The 16,970-nt window shown below is 67.2% G+C and carries 17 protein-coding genes; 6 read left to right on the top strand and 11 right to left on the bottom strand.

The features are described 5' to 3' along the window. Nucleotides 1–49 precede the first annotated feature (49 nt). Nucleotides 50–676: a fibronectin type III-like domain-contianing protein gene (locus tag AC57BS_RS01575; RefSeq protein WP_496409776.1), complete on the bottom strand. Its 627-nt coding sequence runs from the start codon at nt 674–676 to the stop codon at nt 50–52. 342 nt (nt 677–1,018) lie between these two features. Between AC57BS_RS01575 and AC57BS_RS01570 the strand changes: the two genes are divergently transcribed. Next, complete coding sequence (locus AC57BS_RS01570; protein WP_493824501.1) at nt 1,019–1,555, top strand: hypothetical protein; 537 nt, start codon at nt 1,019–1,021, stop codon at nt 1,553–1,555. 63 nt (nt 1,556–1,618) lie between these two features. Further along, nucleotides 1,619–2,275, top strand: a complete 657-nt coding sequence (locus AC57BS_RS01565) for an STAS domain-containing protein (protein ID WP_496409775.1) — start codon at nt 1,619–1,621, stop codon at nt 2,273–2,275. Between the two features lie 1,217 nt (nt 2,276–3,492). On the opposite strand, the gene AC57BS_RS01560 is transcribed toward AC57BS_RS01565, so the two are convergent. From AC57BS_RS01560 to AC57BS_RS01550, 3 genes are all read right to left on the bottom strand, one after another. Next, complete coding sequence (locus AC57BS_RS01560; protein ID WP_493824499.1) at nt 3,493–4,989, bottom strand: S8 family serine peptidase; 1,497 nt, start codon at nt 4,987–4,989, stop codon at nt 3,493–3,495. A gap of 162 nt (nt 4,990–5,151) precedes the next feature. Beyond that, complete coding sequence (locus AC57BS_RS01555) at nt 5,152–8,031, bottom strand: M36 family metallopeptidase (RefSeq protein WP_496409774.1); 2,880 nt, start codon at nt 8,029–8,031, stop codon at nt 5,152–5,154. A 545-nt stretch (nt 8,032–8,576) separates the two neighbouring features. Beyond that, the gene (locus tag AC57BS_RS01550) at nt 8,577–8,741 is read right to left on the bottom strand and encodes a hypothetical protein (RefSeq protein WP_496409773.1); all 165 of its coding nucleotides are present in this window, start codon (nt 8,739–8,741) and stop codon (nt 8,577–8,579) included. A gap of 109 nt (nt 8,742–8,850) precedes the next feature. Between AC57BS_RS01550 and AC57BS_RS01545 the strand changes: the two genes are divergently transcribed. From AC57BS_RS01545 to AC57BS_RS01530, 4 genes are all read left to right on the top strand, one after another. Further along, nucleotides 8,851–9,255: a four-helix bundle copper-binding protein gene (locus AC57BS_RS01545; protein WP_496409772.1), complete on the top strand. Its 405-nt coding sequence runs from the start codon at nt 8,851–8,853 to the stop codon at nt 9,253–9,255. Nucleotides 9,256–9,422: 167 nt separating this feature from the next. Beyond that, nucleotides 9,423–9,683, top strand: a complete 261-nt coding sequence (locus AC57BS_RS01540) for a hypothetical protein (protein WP_496409771.1) — start codon at nt 9,423–9,425, stop codon at nt 9,681–9,683. Between the two features lie 13 nt (nt 9,684–9,696). After that, nucleotides 9,697–10,116 carry a metalloregulator ArsR/SmtB family transcription factor gene (locus AC57BS_RS01535; protein ID WP_493824493.1) on the top strand — a complete coding sequence of 140 codons (420 nt, stop codon included), beginning with the start codon at nt 9,697–9,699 and terminating at the stop codon, nt 10,114–10,116. Then, nucleotides 10,113–10,811, top strand: coding sequence for a DUF305 domain-containing protein (locus AC57BS_RS01530; RefSeq protein ID WP_493824492.1), 699 nt, complete (start codon nt 10,113–10,115; stop codon nt 10,809–10,811). The genes AC57BS_RS01535 and AC57BS_RS01530 overlap by 4 nt, the downstream gene beginning before the upstream one ends. A 72-nt stretch (nt 10,812–10,883) precedes the next feature. On the opposite strand, the gene AC57BS_RS01525 is transcribed toward AC57BS_RS01530, so the two are convergent. The 7 genes from AC57BS_RS01525 to AC57BS_RS01495 form a co-directional block, all read right to left on the bottom strand. Next, nucleotides 10,884–11,456 (bottom strand): hypothetical protein, encoded by a 573-nt coding sequence (locus AC57BS_RS01525; RefSeq protein WP_493824491.1) that lies wholly within the window; start codon nt 11,454–11,456, stop codon nt 10,884–10,886. Nucleotides 11,457–11,614: 158 nt separating this feature from the next. Further along, a complete protein-coding gene (locus AC57BS_RS01520; protein ID WP_493824490.1) occupies nt 11,615–12,013 on the bottom strand; it encodes a hypothetical protein in 399 nt (132 codons plus the stop codon). A gap of 894 nt (nt 12,014–12,907) precedes the next feature. Further along, nucleotides 12,908–13,585: an ANTAR domain-containing protein gene (locus AC57BS_RS01515; RefSeq protein WP_493824489.1), complete on the bottom strand. Its 678-nt coding sequence runs from the start codon at nt 13,583–13,585 to the stop codon at nt 12,908–12,910. A gap of 396 nt (nt 13,586–13,981) precedes the next feature. Next, nucleotides 13,982–14,119, bottom strand: coding sequence for a hypothetical protein (locus tag AC57BS_RS01510; RefSeq protein ID WP_493824488.1), 138 nt, complete (start codon nt 14,117–14,119; stop codon nt 13,982–13,984). A 24-nt stretch (nt 14,120–14,143) separates the two neighbouring features. Further along, complete coding sequence (locus AC57BS_RS01505) at nt 14,144–15,469, bottom strand: hypothetical protein (protein ID WP_496409770.1); 1,326 nt, start codon at nt 15,467–15,469, stop codon at nt 14,144–14,146. Continuing rightward, nucleotides 15,466–15,921: a hypothetical protein gene (locus AC57BS_RS01500; RefSeq protein WP_496409769.1), complete on the bottom strand. Its 456-nt coding sequence runs from the start codon at nt 15,919–15,921 to the stop codon at nt 15,466–15,468. Before AC57BS_RS01500 ends, AC57BS_RS01505 begins: the two co-directional genes overlap by 4 nt. 84 nt (nt 15,922–16,005) lie before the next feature. Further along, nucleotides 16,006–16,596, bottom strand: a complete 591-nt coding sequence (locus tag AC57BS_RS01495; protein ID WP_493824485.1) for a hypothetical protein — start codon at nt 16,594–16,596, stop codon at nt 16,006–16,008. Between the last annotated feature and the right edge of the window lie 374 nt (nt 16,597–16,970).

Raw genomic sequence — 16,970 nt, 5'->3', positions numbered from 1 at the left:
CGGGTGCCACGACCTAGAGCAGGTCGTGGCACCCGTGAGCCGAGTGTGTCTAACCGGCACTCGGGCCAACGCCGCCACCGGGCGACGACGCGCTCATGGCAAGTTCGCTGCCCTCACTGCACGAACCACCCGGAAGTCGCACCCTGCCCTCGAGGCGGATGTCTGCCGAGGACGCCCCGACCGACAGGTTCACCGGTCCGGCAGGCATAATCCAGCGGCCGTCGTCGGTATCCCAATAGGCGAGCGACTTGCAGGCCAGCTCAACGGTGACCCGCTTTCGCGACTGTCGCTGAATGTCGACCCGCGCCCAACCTGCCAGCTGGGTCACCGGCGTCCCGACACGTCCAGGCAACCCGCCCGCATACACCTGTGCCACTTCCACGCCTCGGCGCTGCCCTTGATTCCGGACAGTGAAACTGGCCCTGACCGTGCCGTCCTCGACAGCGAGCGCGAGATTGCGGTAGCGGTAGCTGGTGTACGAAAGGCCGTAGCCGAACGGGAAGAGCGGCGTTGCTCCCGCAGCCGCGTACCCGCGGTATCCGACGTCGACGCCTTCGGTCAGTTCAACGTCCCGGGTCTCCGGGAACAACAGTGAGTTCCGGATCCCCAACTCGTCCGTCGCCTGGGTCTCCGTAGCGGGATCCCGCACCGGCGCGTTCCGCGAGCCGATCGACATCCGAAGAACCTGATGGGCAACCACGGGCGCAACCCCGGCGTCGCGCTCACGCAGCCTGGGTACCCGCTGGGTGGTGGCGGAACCACTACCGTAATCTGCGACCTGGATGCGGGGGGAGTTCCTGGAGTCCCACGGCGGCCCGGGTGGCACCGTGCGCATTGCGCGGGCGGCCCGACCCCGTGAGGAACATGGCTGACGTGCGAGGAGACGTTCAGCGAAACCGCGGCGTCCTCATGACAGGCCCGGGTACGCGGCCCTGCCTTCTGGGCGGTTGGCGGATGTGTGACCGGCGAGGCGGCTCCGTGGATCCTCGTTCATCTTCGGGTGCCACCATCACGCCTTGTGATCGAGTTCGATGAGGGTCCGACCCATGAGCAGGTGCATGAGCTCTTCCAGGAGACCACGGTCTTGCTGACAATGCTGAGTCATCCTGTGCTGGGCGACGAGGCCGATGGGGTGCAGCAGGCCGAGCAGACCTATGCACTGTCCCCTCCGTACGCGCTCGTCGTTCTGGCCAGCATCGGAGCCGGGAGGTTCTGGCGCATGGCTCGCGTCGACGACACTGATCGCGATCTGCCGGCGCAAGAGCGGTTCCCGCGCGACGTGCTCCAGACCGTTCCGAGTGAGGGGAGGCCGGATCTGCTTCTCCTTGCGATCGACTTGGTCGAGGAGGTTGCGCGGGGTGGGCGCGCGCGACTGTTCGTCGATCAGCTACTCGTCGACGGAGCACGGGCCTCCCGGCGGCTGTTGGCCGTGGTGCACGAGCTGGAATGGCTGGCAGCACACGCCGATCCCAGCGTCAAGAGCCTTGCCGAGCTCGTGGCGGTGGAGGCGGCGACGGCAGAGCAGGACTGGTATGCACATCAGCAGGGCGGCTAGCGACAGCGTCTCGCGGGTGCCGAGGCGACGTCGAGCGTCGACAAGGTGTCGCGACTCTGCGTCATGACTGGGAGCAGTCGAGGTCTCGTGTACGAGGGCGCGGCGGGCGAATGGACGGCGAACACAGTGGAGGTCAGTGAAGTGACGCGGCCCGAACCGGAGAGCCTCTTCAGCCTGGGCTTCTGGCTAGCGTGCGAGCGTGAGGCAGCTCGGATCGTGCGCACCATGACCGACGTGGATGACGGGCAGGTCGGACGACACGCAACCGCGCCCGCGCAGTCGGCCCGACCACCGGTTGCGTGCTGGCCGCGCACGGCTGCTCGACGCGCTGGGGGGCGCGGCAGCTTGATTGCGACACCTGAGATGCTGGTCAGGGAAGGTGAGGCGCGGAATGCACCGATCAAACATCCGTCATCACGAGGGCGCGGCATGAGGAGTATCTCGGTACAGGAGTTCGACGGCACGGTCGTCCTCGAAGTCGACGGCGTGCTCGACATCGTCACCGGTCATGACCTGCGACGGCTTGTCGCCGAGAGTGGGGGACCCTCGTGCCGGTCGGTGGTCCTCGACCTGACCCGGGTGGGCGCGGTTGACGGGGACGGCGTTGCGGCCTTGCAGTGGTGTTCCGACTGGGCGGTCCAGCAGCGTAAGGTCCTGCGATGGTCCGGCTGCAGTGGCCCCACGCGGGCTGCCCTTGCCCAGCGCCCGCGCTTGCCCTGACGAGACGCGACAACACCGGTCACACCTCTCACCGGGGCGCAGCCGCTCAGGGACACCTGCGCCCAGGCGTCGTGGAACTCGCGGACGGCTGCCGCGGCCCGCGCCTCCTCCAGCATGTGCAGCCGACCGTAGGTGAAGCCGTTGAGACCCTCGACGTGTGCACGCGCACCGTGGTCAGGCAAGACCCGGCGTGACATCACCGTGCCCTGGAACTGGCCGGAGGTTCGGGATTCGCCGTCTTCGAGAAGCCTCACAGCCGGGCGCGTGCCGGATGCCAGTTGGCGCCCGCTTTGAAGGGTCCGGCGACGACGCTTTGAACACCACCGCGACTCGGTCGCGCAGCGCGTCAGTCTGGGTTTGACGGGACTCGGTCGGCTACGACCCGACTACCGCTGGCTCGGTCGACCTAGATAGGCGCGCTCCGTCCCGCAAACGCACCGTCGGCAGACGAAATCTGGGCACCTCGTCGTGGAGAACGGTCAACGTCCCGATGAGGTGTCGCATGCGGGACCGTCGGTCCTAAGCGGATGGGCAATCGGGACGGTGCAGCTTCGGCCACCGCAGTTACGCGAGCCGTCACCGTTGGTGCTTCAACTCTTGGGGGCGGAGTCGGGTGAGGTTCCTGACGTGCGGTCCGCCTGCGAAAACGGTCGCGCGGAGGGCTGCACGGTGCCTCAAGCAAGATCGAAAAAGTGCGCAAGCGCTTTGACCACGGTCTCGAGCGAGTCGGAGTCGACGTGGTCCACGCCCACTCGGTCGGCTCCAACGGGGGTGATGTATTGGCGCAATCTGTTTGTTAGTTCGTCGGGCTCGGGCATAGAGTCAGGATCGATTTTGATCACGACGATCCCCCGGTCCGCCACGTTGGACAAAACTCGGGATGGGCACCGAAGCGACGCGCCACGGAATCGTCATTCGGAGGAGTGACCAGTAGGGGGTCGTCACGCGGGACGTGACCGCACCCGGCTCCCCGAGAGGGCAGGGTGAGGGACCGAATGCGGTGGTCCGCACTTTGGGTAGCCGCCCAGCGCGGCCCTCACGCCGACGTGCCGCCCGCCTCGCGCGGTGGGGCGGGCTGCACTGTGGTCCCGGCGCGTGGGGGTTGTGCCGGGGATGGGGGCGTGCACCACAGTAGTTGAGGTGCTCGAGGTTCGTCACGTCTGGGCTGGGGTGGGCTCCTCCGAGGGCTGCTGCCTTGAACCGCAGCGTGGGCTCGTTCAGCGCCTCTTCCTGTTGATCGTGAGTGCGTGGATGCAGGTGAGCGCGGCCTTGGTGTCGACCATCCCCTCACCGGAGTGGATGTCGAACCCGGGGGTCATCATGTCGACCGCTGCCGAGAGCAGGCACTGCTTGGCCTGTGCGGGAGTCGCTGCGGGGTTCGCCTCGAGCATGAGTGCTAGGACGCCGGCGACGTGGGGCGACGACATCGAGGTCCCGGAGATACAGAAGTAGCCCGGCTGCTGGATCTCGGCGCACTCGGTGAGGGGGGCCAGCACGGAAGGCGAGAGGGCGGCCATGATGGTGTCGCCCGGGGCCACAACGTCGATTTGGGGTCCGGTGCCGTCGGCTGCGCCGCGGCTGGAGAAGTCGGTGATCTGCTGGCCCGCCACACACCCTGAGGAGTCGACGGACTTGCAGGCGGCGCCGACGAGGACGGCTCCGTTGGCTGGGTCGTGGTAGCCACCGATCGTGCCGGGCTCGGGGCCGGCGTTGCCGGCCGAGAAGACCACGTGCACCCCACTGTCGACGACCGAGGCGATCATCTGCGACATAGCGTCGAAGTCGGTCGGTTCGCCGCAGTCGAGGCCGAGGCAGTTGGGCTCGGTGGGCAGCAGTCCCCAGGAGTTCTGGGTGATGTCGATGCCGTACTCCTCGCGGTGCCGGATGGTCCAGTCGAACGCGGCCAGCGCGGCCTCCTCCCAGTCGAGGTCGTCGGCGATGCCGAAGCCCGGGGTGGCCACCCGCATGGAGATCAGCGACGTGCCCGGGGCCACGCCGGCCAGGTCGGGTCCGCCCTGCGACTGTGACAGGCTGCCGTCGCCGGCGACCGTGCTCGCGACGTGGGTGCCGTGGCCGATCTCGTCCTGCAGTGCCAGGGTGCCGGTCGACTCGGCGTACGCGTCCCACTCGTCGGCGGAGAAACCCGCCTGCTGCGCTGCCTCGGCGTAGGAGAAGTTGAGCCCCTTGACCACACGGTCACCGAAGTCGGGGTGGGCGGCGAAGATGCCGGAGTCGAGGACGGCCACGGTCACGCCCTCGCCGGTCACGCCGGGGCGGGTGCCGGTGACCCGCTTCGTGCCGACGCGCGTGGTGTAGGACGTCGGCTGGTCGACGCCGATCGCGTTGATCTGCTCCTTCGAGGCGTACAGATGCGACACCAGCCGGCGCTGCGGCTCGACCGCGACGACGCCGGGCAGGGTGCCGAGCGCGCCGGCGATGGTCGGGTCGACCGTCACCGCGACAGCTCCGATGCTCGGGAGTTCGATGGCGTTCTCGACGCCCAGGTCCCGCAGCGACGCGAGCGCGCCGGCCGGAGCCACGCCGTCCTCGAAGGCCACGATCGCCTTGGCGAAACCGGCCGCGTCCCTCGGGAGTGAGGGAGCAGCGATGGCGGTCGTGTCGGGGGTCGCCCCGGCCGCCACCGGGGCCAGGAGGGCTGCGCTCGTCCCGAGCGCTGCTGCGAGCGCCGTCAGGTGGCGGGTTGGTCGGAGCATCGTGATGAACCTCCAGAGTGAGACGTTGACTCTTCCAACGATCCACGCCCTCGCGGGTTACCGAGCGCGCGAACGGGTCCGGTGTCAATACGACACTGCCGCGGCCGGCGCGGAGGATGTCCGGCTGGCCGCGGCAGGGTCACGTGGTGCGCTACTACGTGGTCATTGGGTGTCCTCGGCGAGGACCGTGACGTCTACGTTCGCGCCTGACCACAGGTGGCTGAGCACGTATCTGGTCCCGCTCGGGATCGTGCCGGACTCGTCGGCGGCCGACGAGGCGGCCGTCCCAGTGAGGGTGCAGTCCGCGGCGTAGAAGTACACGTCAAGGTCCCACGGAGCCACCGAGGCTCCGGTGACCTTCACGGTGTGCACGCCGTCGCCGAACGAGCTCGGCAGCTCGGTGACCCAGCCGTCACTACCTTGGGTGGAGGGCGGCATGACGCAGCTGCTGGCGAAGTCGACGCCCGTCACGCCGCCGTCGGTGTTGTCTCCGACCGGCGTACCGAACGCGATGGTGCCGGTGTCGGTCACGGGCTCGTCCGGCGGCGGGGGCGGCAGCGGGGTGACGTTCTTGACCTTCCCCGAGAAGACCTGCAGCTCAGCCACCTGGACATTCTCCTTGGTCTCACCCTGCGGGGCGTCGGCGTAGAAGCGGACGTACCGCGCCGTCACCGGGTCGGCAAGGTCGAACGACTGGTAGTGCAGGTCGGGCGCCGTTGGGCGGGGTGCCTGGTAACCGAAGGCACCCTTCCTGATCACTGCGTTCTTCCAGACCTTGCCGTCGGTGGACACCTGCAGCGTGAAGTCCTTCAGGCCCTCGAACCTCGACGTGGTGTACGCCGACACCTGGACGGCGTCCACCCTCGCCTTGCGGCCCATGTCGACGACGACGTTGCCGCGGCGGACGGTCTTCCACGAGCTCGCCTCGGTGTCGTCCAGCAGTGCGCTGGCGTCGCCCGCCGAGCTGGAGACGACCTTCGCGCCGTTCGCCTGCGACACCAGGTTGGGAGCGAGGCTGAACTGCAGCGAGGTCGTCGTCCCGGCCGTGACGGTGACGTCGGAGAAGGTCTGCGCGCCGAACCCGCGGGCCTGGATCGTCACCGGGTAGGTGCCGCCGACCACGGGAGCCGCGAACGCCCCCTCGCCGGACGTGGTCCGCAGGGGGCTGACCCGGCCCTCGAACACGCCGAGGATCACCTTGGCGTCCTTGACCGGCGCTCCGGTCGAGGCGTTGACGACCGTGCCCGTGAACGTGCCGTTGCGGGTCGCGTCCTTGTGGTCGAACGCAGGCACCGGGTCGACGTCGTTGCCGCCGTCGGTCTGTGCCTGGGTGCCGAGCCCGCGCTGCGCGAACTCGGTCCAGAAGATGTCGAAGATCCTCTCGTAGTCCGCCGAGTCGTGGAAGCGGTCGTCGACCGCGAGCTCGATCGCGTTGCGCATGTCGATGAACGTGGGGTCCATCGGCGAACGAGGCATGGCGTCGGTCACGGTGTGCTCGGCGATGCTGGCCCCCTTCGCCTGCCCGAAGGCTGACACCAGTGCCTTGCGGTAGTCCCACAGGATCGTCGTCCAGATCTCGCCGTCGGAGTGGACCTCCGGGCCGGTCAGGTCGTAGCCGACGTCCCCGAAGGTGGTCGGGTTGGCGTCGTAGGCCCAGTTGCGGATGCCGCGCTCGCTGTTGCCGGTGACGTACTCGCCGACCACGGAACCGGTGTCGAGGCCCTCGCGATGCAGGTAGTTCAGGGCGTACCAGTCGCCCCACCCCTCGCCCATCGAGCCCGACTGGTGGGCGTTGAGGGCGTTGTCCTCCTCCGACACGTAGCGGTTGCTCAGACCGTGTGCGTACTCGTGCTCGATGACGCCTGCGTCGAAGTCACCGTCTCGGCACGGGCCCTCGAACGCGTCGTTGATCGGCTCCCAGAGGAACATACCGCTCCACGGCGGGATCCCGTCGGGAAGCGTCAGCATGTAGGCGTTGTCACGGCCGGTGTACAGCGGGGCCCCACCCGAGGCCGCTCCTGCCTGCACCAGCCCGAGGATCGGGTCGCCGCCGCCTTCGGTGGCACCGTTGTTGACCTGGAAGTTGTCACCGGACTCGGTGAAGCCCAAGCGGTAGAACTCGTCGTGAATCCGGTTGTGGTGGTAGAAGAGGTTCGTCGCGGCCGGGTCGACGTCAAGGGCGTACGACGGGGGCACCGCGGCGCACTCCTGCTTCTCCCACGCGTTGCTGAACGCGTAGTTGAAGTGCGAGAGCGGGCTCACCGGGCGCGGACCCTGGTCGGCCGGCACGAGGAAGTTCGACCAGTTGGCATAGGTGTTCGCGTTGTTGCCGAACGTCGTGGGACCGGGCACGCCGGCAAGCCCCGTCGGGTCGACGTACCCGGACGGTGACTCCTCGTTGGGTCCGAAGCTCTTCACCACCGGGCTGCCGCCGGGACCATCGTCACCTGGGAAGTTCTCGTACACCGTTCCCTCGGAGTCGGAGTGGGCGACCAGCGATGCCTGGCGCAGCGTCTCCCCGCTCTGCGCGTCGACCAGCACGTCGTAGGCCTCGTCAAACTTCTCGACGAAGAGGACCTGATAGGCCGGGCGGGCACCGTCGGCGGTGACGAACACTGTCCTCTTGACGTAGGAGTCCGCAGCGAATACCCCCTTCGCGAAGACGGCGTAGCCCGCCTTCTCGCCGGTCGCTCTCGCCACGAAGTCGCTCGCGCCGGCGAGGTCGCCTGCCACGCCCTCCAACGCCTGCGCCGGCGAGAGGTTCCAGTCCCCGCTGAGCTGGGTGCTGCGCACGGTCTGCCCGGCGTAGGACTCGACCGCGCCACTCGCGCGCACCACCACGGTCATCGAGCCACCGTGAACGGCCTGCACACCGCCGAACGTCTGCCGGAATCCCACGACGTGGGTGCCGGTACCGAGCACGTGGTCCCGAGTGTTCTCCAGCGCCGCGACGTCTGCGCCACTGAGCCCGAGCGCGGCGCGGTTGTCGGAGAGCCACTGGCGTGCCACGTCGATCGCCGCACCGCTACGGGGCGCCGTCAACGTCCCCTCGTTCGGGTACACCGTCCGCGGAGTCCCGAAACGGTCGTCATAGGTCACGCGCGCACCCTGGGGTGCGGCGCGAACCATGTCGGACACCGCCTGGAGCTGGGCGTCGGTCGGCTTGACCGACGCCGAGGCCCTGACGTCGATGAAGTCGTGCGCACTGTCACCGAGTGCGTCGACGGCAGCCGACGCCAGCGTGGGTTGGTGTGCGGGGGCCAATGAGAAAGCGACTGCAAGAGCGGTACCTGCGCCGACGAGCGCGGCGCTGCGGGATCTCCACATGGGCAACTGATCCTTCCGAACGGGACGGACGACACCGGGGTTAGCTCGCCCTTTGCCACAGGACTCAACGAGACAGGGTCACGTGGGGTCACGTGTGAGCCAGCGGACGGCGGGCCACGGACACACCACCGCCACATGCACGTGGATGCCCCGTACCGCGCACGACGGGCAAAGGGCAGGTGCGACGGGCCCGGGAGATCGCGTTGGGGTACGCCCCAGGAATCGGCCGGGCCGGGTGCCGTAGGCGTGGACGCGTCAGTTCAGCTCAATGACGCGTCACGAGCAGCAACGAGCGGCGCCCCGGGACAGGCGCCCGACCGCCAGCACGCGATGTCCAGCAGCGCGAGGTCGAGGAACGAGCCGATCGGGTGCGCGAACAGATCGGAGGCAAGGACGCCGGGGTGCTGCAGGAAGCGACCTCGCATCAGTTACCCGCACGGTCGTACGGATATAGCGGTCGCGAGCGGGTACCGAGAGAGTGACGCGCGCTCAGGTCGCCACCGGGGCGGCGAATGTCGTCGACGAGGAGGACAGATGACACACCAGGAGATGTTGAGGACCTACCCAGGAGACGTCGGGCCCATCGACCAGGAAAAGCTTGCGGCGTGTATTGCCGCGTGCTTCGAGTGTGCTCAGGTGTGCACGGCGTGCGCCGACGCGTGCCTGGTCGAGGACATGGTGGCCGAGCTCCGTTCGTGCATTCGCAACAACCTCGACTGTGCCGACGTCTGCGTCGCGACGGGAGCCGTCCTGTCGCGCCAGACCGCGGGTGACTCCCGTGTGGTCCGCGCGATCGTGGAGGCCTGCGCAGCCGCGTGCAAGGCCTGCGGCGACGAGTGCGCCGAGCACGGTGACGAGCACGAACACTGCGCAGTGTGCGCCGAGGCATGCCGCCGGTGCGAGAACGCCTGCCGTGAGCTGCTCGCCGCACTGAACTGACTGGCAGATAGTGCTCGGCGGCTCGCTGCGCCGGACCAGGCAGCGGGCTGCCGCCCGACCAAGCCTTCATCAAACTCACTGAGCCGCTCGGAAAGCGAGATCGAGCATGAACCGCCAGCCTGAACACGACCACAAGCCACCAGCGGACATCAACGCGCAAACCGGCCGTGCCGGTCCCGCTGCCATCGAGCACGGATCTGGCGACCATGGCGAACAGCACCCAGATCACGACGACCAGGGGGGTCTGTACCACCACGGCCCCGGTCATCGGCGCCCGCCGGTACATCCCCACCTTCCCGACGTCCACCCTGATCGCCGTCATCGCGGCCTTCATGCTCGGTGGACTCATCGTTTCGATCGCCGCGGAAGGCGGATCGAGCTCGAGCGGCGGAGGCACGCCGCCCCGCCCGCTGCCGCTCCTGAAGTGAGCGGAGCGTAGTGATGGGCCAGACCGAGACATCGGACCACCGGCATCCCGTCGACCCGGAACGGGTCGCGAGAGCCCGTGCACGGGTGCCCACCGGCGAGGAGGGCGACCGGCTAACCGGTGTGCTGTCGGTGATCGCGGACCCGACGCGGGCCAGGCTTCTGTACGCCCTCGACGTCGTCGAGGAGTTGTGCGTCGGCGATCTCTCCCTAGTCCTCTCGGCCAGCGAGGACGCCGTGTCCTACGGGCTGCGGATCCTGCGCACCGCGGGTCTGGTCACCCGACGCAAGGAAGGCCGGATCGTCTACTACCGGCTCGCCGAGGGGTTCCCGGAGCCGTTGCGCGAGCACTGCCTGCGCCAGCTCATCGAGATGACTCACAGGCCCGTGGACGACGACATTCCCACATCGCAACCAGAAAGTGGCACACCATGAACAGCTCATCCCACGGAACCCACGACCAGCACGACGCCGCCGGCCACGACGGCGGACATGACGGCGCGGACGACGACCAGCAGATGAAGAAGAACGAGCGGCGGATGTACTGGCGGTTCGCCGCCATGATCGCGACCTCCACGGCCGTGATGTTCGTGCTGACCTACAGCAACACCTACCAGGCAGGGCACATCCACTACAGCCAGGAGCGGCTCTACATGGCGCTGCTGATGGGTGGCGCGATGGCGCTGGTGATGCTGTCGTTCATGGTGTCGATGATGTACAAGAGCCGCACCCTCAACGCTGTCGTCGTCGTCACGGCGGTCGTGGTGTTCCTGGCGGCGTACGGCGCCTCGCGGGCCCAGCTGTTCATCGACGACGAGCGGTACATGGGCGGGATGGTGCCCCACCACTCGATCGCCATCCTCACTAGCGAGCGCGCCGACATCGACGACGTCCGGGTCCGCGAGCTCGCCGACCAGATCATCAAGACCCAGCGTCTGGAGATCAAGGAGATGGAGTGGCTGCTCGAGGACATCGAGAACAACGGCCTCGCCACCAACGACGAGGATGCGAAGTCTCGCCCCGTCCCCGACTTCGAGGCGACTGCCGCCGGCGACGGTGCATCGCGGGCTGACGAGCGCCGCATCATCGCGGCGCTGGAGCGGCTGCTCGGGGCCGGAACCGGAGAATGACGAAGTGAGGAAGGCGCATAGCCCACTTCTTACGCTCTGGTCCCCCCATTTGGCGCCCCGATGTGCCCGTACTTATTCCACGAACGCGTAGACGCCTCGTTCGTTTGGACCGTGAAAGTCACCCCTGACAAGGATGGCTGCCACGAGCAAGGCGGCTTCTCGGACTCCGGAATCGTCCTCGCCTTCTCGCCATACAGTCCACCCGCCCGCTTCCGGAAGGCCACGCACCTCTGCCTGCCAGGTCTCGACGAGTCCGAGATCCCTTCCAGTCGGGCGCGCGAGCGGCTTCCAGGCTTCGTTGGTCCTGTACTGACCGCTCAACCAATGAGTTGCTTCGGTGAAGAAGAGGGTGTAGGTGGCCGCGCCATGCCTCCAGTAGTCACGGTGTACGCAAAGCGCCCAAGCAGCGCCGAGGAGTTCATATTCAGTGCTCCGTCTTCGGGCAGCCGTGTCTTCGGCTGACTTGGCACCGAAGATCTGCACAGGGGTCAGTCCCGTCTCGCGCACGCACTGGACCAGGTGCCCACGCCACTCCTCAATTCTGCTCTCGACGCGGTCACGGTCTTCGTCATCGCCCCGTCGTCGTGTTTCGCGGTCGATGTCCCGCTGTGCGGCCAGTCTGGCGACCTCGGACTCGAATGACACGAGGCGAGCCTAGTTCTTCGCCTTGGTCGCCATGCAGGATCCAGGTCGGCTGCTCTGGGCGTACCCAGCGTCGGAAGGCGAGCACGCTCCCTCTTCAATATTGGCGGGAGCGAATGGCCCGTCCCTGCGCATTCGCGCCCGGTGGGACGGCGCGGACTTCAGCACTCAAAGGTGATGTCGGCAGCAACTGCCGTGCCGTCGCCTTCGTTGCTTGGCATTTCGAGGTCCCGGATCGAGAGCCCTTTCAGGTCAGCTGCGCCGCTGCTGAAGATGGTCTCATCAACTTGACCGGAGTAGGTGGCGCCTTGGGCGTAGTCCACGATTGCAATGGAGTAGAGCATCGCGCCGCTCTCGTCGTAGCCTTCGGCGGCCTGCGCCTCGGCGCGCTGGCTTCCGTCCTCGGAGAGCGCCGCGTAGAGGGTCGTGAACCCCATGACGTCACTACCCGCTATTGCTTCGCTCTCCCACGAACCTTCTGCAGCGCCGGTCACGTTGACCTGCGCGGAGCAGAATACGAAGTCCCCAGGCGTGGGCCACTCCCCGGCGATGCGGGTCACCACGGCAGCGGGAGCCGGGCCCCCAATATCAGGCATCGGCTCTGCGTCTGGCTCCTCGGAACCGGCAGTCGATGGAGGCTCGTTGGACTGAGTCGCCTCAGTGCCGCTCTCCGATTCAGTACCGGAACCGGCACCGGAACAGGCGCTTGCAAGCACTGAAAGCATTGACACCATGAGTGCGGCGCGGGTGAACCCAAGTAGACGTGGCAGAGCGAACTTCGTTTGCAACGAACCTCCTAGAGGCGATGACAGGACGGACCACTCGACCTTCGTCGACAGGGACAGCCCCGAGACGCTCCGGGAACCATATCGATTCGGCTCGTCCGTGAGGTCATTCCGGGGATGCCAGCGCTGCTCCGCACGCTGACCTGGCTGATTGCCCCGTCGTCTCGCCGCGTTCGTCTGTCGAGTGCGGGTATGGCGCGAGGGGGATCCGTTCTATCCCAACGACGCAACATGACAACTTCCGGACGGGGTGCTCGTGCGCCCCATCGCCCGCGGGCCTTGCCCGCTCGCACTGTCCCTTGTGCATGTTGGCGGCGACCTCCACGGGGGTGCTTTGAGCGAGGAGTGCACCCTCGATGTTGGTCTCCGACGATGGTGTGCGAGACGATCGCCCACCAAGACGGCGAGGGTCGAGGTGTCACCTATCCATCCAGCAGGCCATTGTTCGCTACCCGATGGCGGGGCATATCTCCACTCGTCATTTGAGGCGTGCGCCTCGTCAACAGCAGTGGTAAAGCCACCTTTGAGCATCCACTCATAGACGGTTCGCATGCTGGTCCCTGCAGTTACGTCGGGGTTGCGGCGGTCGACATGCTGGTGGGGAAGCTGGGAGCCGACGGCGTCGCTCAACCGTCCGCCATCACAAGGGGCGCAAAACGAGAGGAGCTACTACGTAGGTTTGGGGCGGCTGCCGTGCGTTGCGTCCTCCACCGCGCTCACGACCTCGCTCGCGACCAGTCGGAGCTTGCGGTTCTCGGTGCTGGACTGTCGCAGCAGGTAGTTGAACGCCGCTGCTTGAGTCATGCCGTAGCGCTCCATCATGATGCCCACGGCGGTTCCGATAACGGTGCGGGTCCCGATCGCTGTGCTCAGTTGCTCCTCCTTCAGCACGTGGCCCAAGGCGAGTCCGGCGTGGACACCGAAGTGCTCCGCGACCCCGACCGAGCCGGCGTCGATGTCCACATGGGTGGTGGAGTGCAGGTTGAGGCAGATGACCCCGTGGGCGTCGCTGCGAAGCCGTACCCCGATCTGGGACAAGAGGCCTAGCCTTGTGGCCGAACTGATGTAGGCCGGCCAGCGCTGCTCATGTCGGGCATCACGCAACACCACCATGTCGTCGTCGGTGGCCTCGATGCACGGACCCTGCCGGGCAGCAGACTGGGCATGGTCGAACTTCCGGGCCAGTTCGGTGCCCGCGACCAGGGTCTCAAGGGTGTCGTCGGAGTGGATCCGGGACACACTCACGTGCTCGAACTCCGGCAGGCAACGCCCCGCTTGGGACACGATCTCCTCGAGCGTGGCCATCCGGTCCGGCTGGGCGTGGATCGCTGCGGTGGCCTGGACCACGGACTCGCCTGCGGGCTGAGCCATCATCGTTCTCCCTCTATGACTCGCTCCCAAGCCAGCAGCAAAACGGCTCGCGCCGCTACGCCCCTGCGCGTGCATCACCCTCGTGGATGAGGGTACTCGCGAGACTAGGTCCTCGCGTGCTCCGGAGCACCCGAGCGACCAAGGCTCGGGCATTCAAGCAACCGGATGCCCGAGCCGCCACGCCGGCCCGTGCCCGTCATTGATGTCAAGCAGGATACAGAGCCAGCGCTCCCCGGCGCAGTGCCTCGCCCCCGATGAGGTGTGTCATGGGACTGCCCCGAGTTTGGGTGGCACCAGTGCATAGCGTGCCGCCACACGCCGCCGCATCGGCGGTCCTGGTTCTCGCCGGAAGGAGAGTGTCGCCGTTGGCGTTCAAGAGTCGCCGGGGTCCGCTTGCTCATCGTCGCGGCCTGATCGGTGTCGAATTACCACTGCCAACGCGAGCACGATGAACGGACCGAACGCCAGCAGCAGCACCAGCCCTTGTTCAAGGGGATGCAGGGCACCCATGTGCATGGGAACTGTGACCATCACTCACGCCCCGAACAGCAGGTACAGACCCATGAAGGTGTACAGCACCATCGCGAGCAGCAAGGGGAGCTGGCCGGTGACCTGGTGCCTCTTCGGCAGGATCTCCAATGCTCGGTCGTGCGCCGCGATCACCCCGAGCACGTGCCCGGTGACGATGGCCAGCACCTTGGTCGTGGCCAGGACCGTTGGATGATGCGCAAGCCAGTAGTTCACTTCCCAGTCAGCGGTGCCGAACAGGTTCGACCCGACACCCATGGGGTCGCTGAGCTGCATCAGTGTCAGCTGTCCGGTCTGGACGAAGAAGCTGAAGTAGTGGGCGACCATGTAGCCGACGATGATCGGCACGACGGAGTGGGCCAAGAGCTGCGGAACCTGCAAGCGATGGACGCGGTCCACCCCCGTGGCCATAGAAGCGGCAGCAAACGTGATGCCGACGATGGCGATGGCAGCCAGGAGACCGAGGGTGCCCCAAATGGTCGGGCTGATGCTGCTGCCCTGCAGGAAGCGGATCCAGGTTGCGGTGTCGCGCAAACTGTCGTAGGCGGTGCTCCCGAGCAGCACGGCGACGACCGCGACGAGCCCTCCCTCGGCGGGGATCCGTGACAGGTGTCGCAGCGGACTCACCCACACGAGCCGGCCGCCTTCGTCGCGGCCCCAGGGTGACAGGTGGGCCAGCAGCGTGGAGTAGACCTCGAACGGGTCGGCTCGCTCCAGCCAGCGATCCCCGTAGACGGCGCTGCCGACGACCATCACTGCCACGTAGAGCGCCACCCACAGTCGCAGCGGGCCGAGGTAGGTCGCGTCCGGCGAAACCAGCTCGAGCCACACGAACGCGAACAAGCCACCAACAGCAGGCCAGTAGCCGAGCCACGCCGGGTAGTCCCGGAGCCCGTGCGAGGGCGGCTGCCCGGTGGCCCTGGCCAGCATCAGGTACAGCGTACGAACCGGGCTGATCACCCGGTAGAACCGGCCGAACAGCAACGATGCGGGCACGACACCGACCCACAACCACACGTAGACCACCCCGAAGATCGGGTTGATCAGACTGTCGGGTCCGAAGAGCGTCGGCCAGAGCATGAAGGAGAAGAACACCAGGCCCAACCCCCGGAGCAGCAGCGACCAGCCGGTGCTGTCGAGAATTCGCGCAAGGGCAGCGGGCACGGCGCGGCCGCCGCGTCCGTCACCGAAGCGCGGAGTCCGCCAGGCGAGCAGCAGCACCACGAACGACAGGGTCAGAGCGGCCGTGCCGGCGGCGATGGCGAGAGACGCCGGGATGGGGAGGTCCCCCCCGCCGCCCAAGCCATGCATGGGCAGGATGAAGGAGCTCATCCGCGCACCGTGATGAGGGCGACCACGGCGCTGGTGTCGTGCTCTTCGACCTCGACACTGCCTGGCGTCTCGATCACCAGTCGTGCCCTGGTCGTCCCAGCGTCGAACTCAACGAACTGCTCAGGCGTGGAGTGGACGTGCAGCTCGCCGGCCCGGTCGGACCGGATGTCGATCGTCAGCTCATCCCCTGTGCCCAGGTCGATCTCCTCGGCGTTCGGGCCTACGTCTTCGCCGTCGATCGTGACACTCAGCACGGGTCCGGCCGGGGCGGGCTCTTTCTCGTCCGTAGCGGACGAGCTCGGCGAGGGCGTCGGGGTGGAGGACGTCGATGTCGACGCCGAAGATGTTGGCGTCGGCTCGGGGGTCGCATCGGTGCTGGAGCAAGCTGTCAGAGCGGCCGCGGCCGCTAGGGCAGCAACGAAGTTCTTGGTCGCAAGAATGGGGGTGGGCATGGTGCATCTCCTGATGACGTGATCTGGGCAGCGGCCGGCGAACGCAACGACACAGTCGTGCGTGCAGGCGCATGAGGTGAGGGGTCAGATCGCGATCAGAGGAGGTCCACGGCGCCCGAGACCTCCGGTCATGGGAGCGAGAAGCAGACACCATCGCTGGGCCTGGACGGTCCCGGGGGTCGATGGCCGAGCGAACAGCGGGGCGATGTCGTACGCGGCGATGAGTCGCACGAGCGCCTGCATCACGGACGCGCCGAGCAACGTCAGAACGGTCCAGAGTGCTTGCTCGCCCCGCGCGAGCCACCAGGCCACGATCGCCGCGGCCGCTAGGTGCGCAACTGCCATGGCAGCGTGGGGGCCCGTCACGTCATCGACAATGTGAGACGCCCAATGGGGCAGGACGAAATCACCGTCGGTTGACGGTTCGACGCGGCCCATCATCAGGTCGTGCAGCGATCCACTGCGCCCCGAGTCGACGTCGGCGATGCGTTCCTGCGCGTTCGTCAACGGCACTCGGACAGGTCGGTGGTCACCGTCATGACCCGCCAGAGCAGTGAGCATCAGGTGGGTGGCGAATTGGCCCCCGCCCACCAGGACCATCAAGCGGACGAACCCTGCCGGGCTACCCATCGAAGCGACAGCGACGGTTGCCGCTCCTGCGACGATCAGGATCATCCAACCTGCAGGAGGAAGGAGCCCGCCCGCTGAGACATGAGCTGTGAGACCGAGCCCAACCGCGACCGCGGCCGCGACTACTCCGCGCGCCACCCGCAGACCGGGGCCGACGCACGGATCGTTCACTCGTCCATAGTCCCTCATCACCCAGGAGGCTCGACCGTCGGTGGCTCTCCATCCGCACGCCGCCGGGAACAGCCGCTTCCGCGTTGCCCCGTTCGCGGGCTCGCAGATGCGGGCTTCGCGAAATTGACCTACCCGCACTCGATGCGAGTGATGCGGGCTTACAGGCACTGAAGATCGGTCTTGTCACGCTCCCGCGGCCGGCCGTCGTCCTTGGCACCTGAATCGGTGGCCCTACTTGCCGACACGAT

This window comes from Nocardioides sp. BGA-UO-ETr-FS32, assembly GCF_059567905.1.
This window is presented reverse-complemented; position numbering and strand designations above follow the sequence as displayed.

What these genes read in the sequence shown, in the direction of transcription:
- AC57BS_RS01575 (WP_496409776.1), bottom strand. Translation starts at nt 676, where the DNA reads ATGTCGATCGGCTCGCGGAACGCGCCGGTGCGGGATCCCGCTACGGAG.
- AC57BS_RS01565 (WP_496409775.1), top strand. Translation starts at nt 1,619, where the DNA reads ATGACTGGGAGCAGTCGAGGTCTCGTGTACGAGGGCGCGGCGGGCGAA.
- AC57BS_RS01560 (WP_493824499.1), bottom strand. Translation starts at nt 4,989, where the DNA reads ATGCTCCGACCAACCCGCCACCTGACGGCGCTCGCAGCAGCGCTCGGG.
- AC57BS_RS01550 (WP_496409773.1), bottom strand. Translation starts at nt 8,741, where the DNA reads ATGCGAGGTCGCTTCCTGCAGCACCCCGGCGTCCTTGCCTCCGATCTG.
- AC57BS_RS01545 (WP_496409772.1), top strand. Translation starts at nt 8,851, where the DNA reads ATGACACACCAGGAGATGTTGAGGACCTACCCAGGAGACGTCGGGCCC.
- AC57BS_RS01535 (WP_493824493.1), top strand. Translation starts at nt 9,697, where the DNA reads ATGGGCCAGACCGAGACATCGGACCACCGGCATCCCGTCGACCCGGAA.
- AC57BS_RS01530 (WP_493824492.1), top strand. Translation starts at nt 10,113, where the DNA reads ATGAACAGCTCATCCCACGGAACCCACGACCAGCACGACGCCGCCGGC.
- AC57BS_RS01510 (WP_493824488.1), bottom strand. Translation starts at nt 14,119, where the DNA reads ATGGGTGCCCTGCATCCCCTTGAACAAGGGCTGGTGCTGCTGCTGGCG.
- AC57BS_RS01505 (WP_496409770.1), bottom strand. Translation starts at nt 15,469, where the DNA reads ATGAGCTCCTTCATCCTGCCCATGCATGGCTTGGGCGGCGGGGGGGAC.
- AC57BS_RS01500 (WP_496409769.1), bottom strand. Translation starts at nt 15,921, where the DNA reads ATGCCCACCCCCATTCTTGCGACCAAGAACTTCGTTGCTGCCCTAGCG.
- AC57BS_RS01495 (WP_493824485.1), bottom strand. Translation starts at nt 16,596, where the DNA reads ATGATCCTGATCGTCGCAGGAGCGGCAACCGTCGCTGTCGCTTCGATG.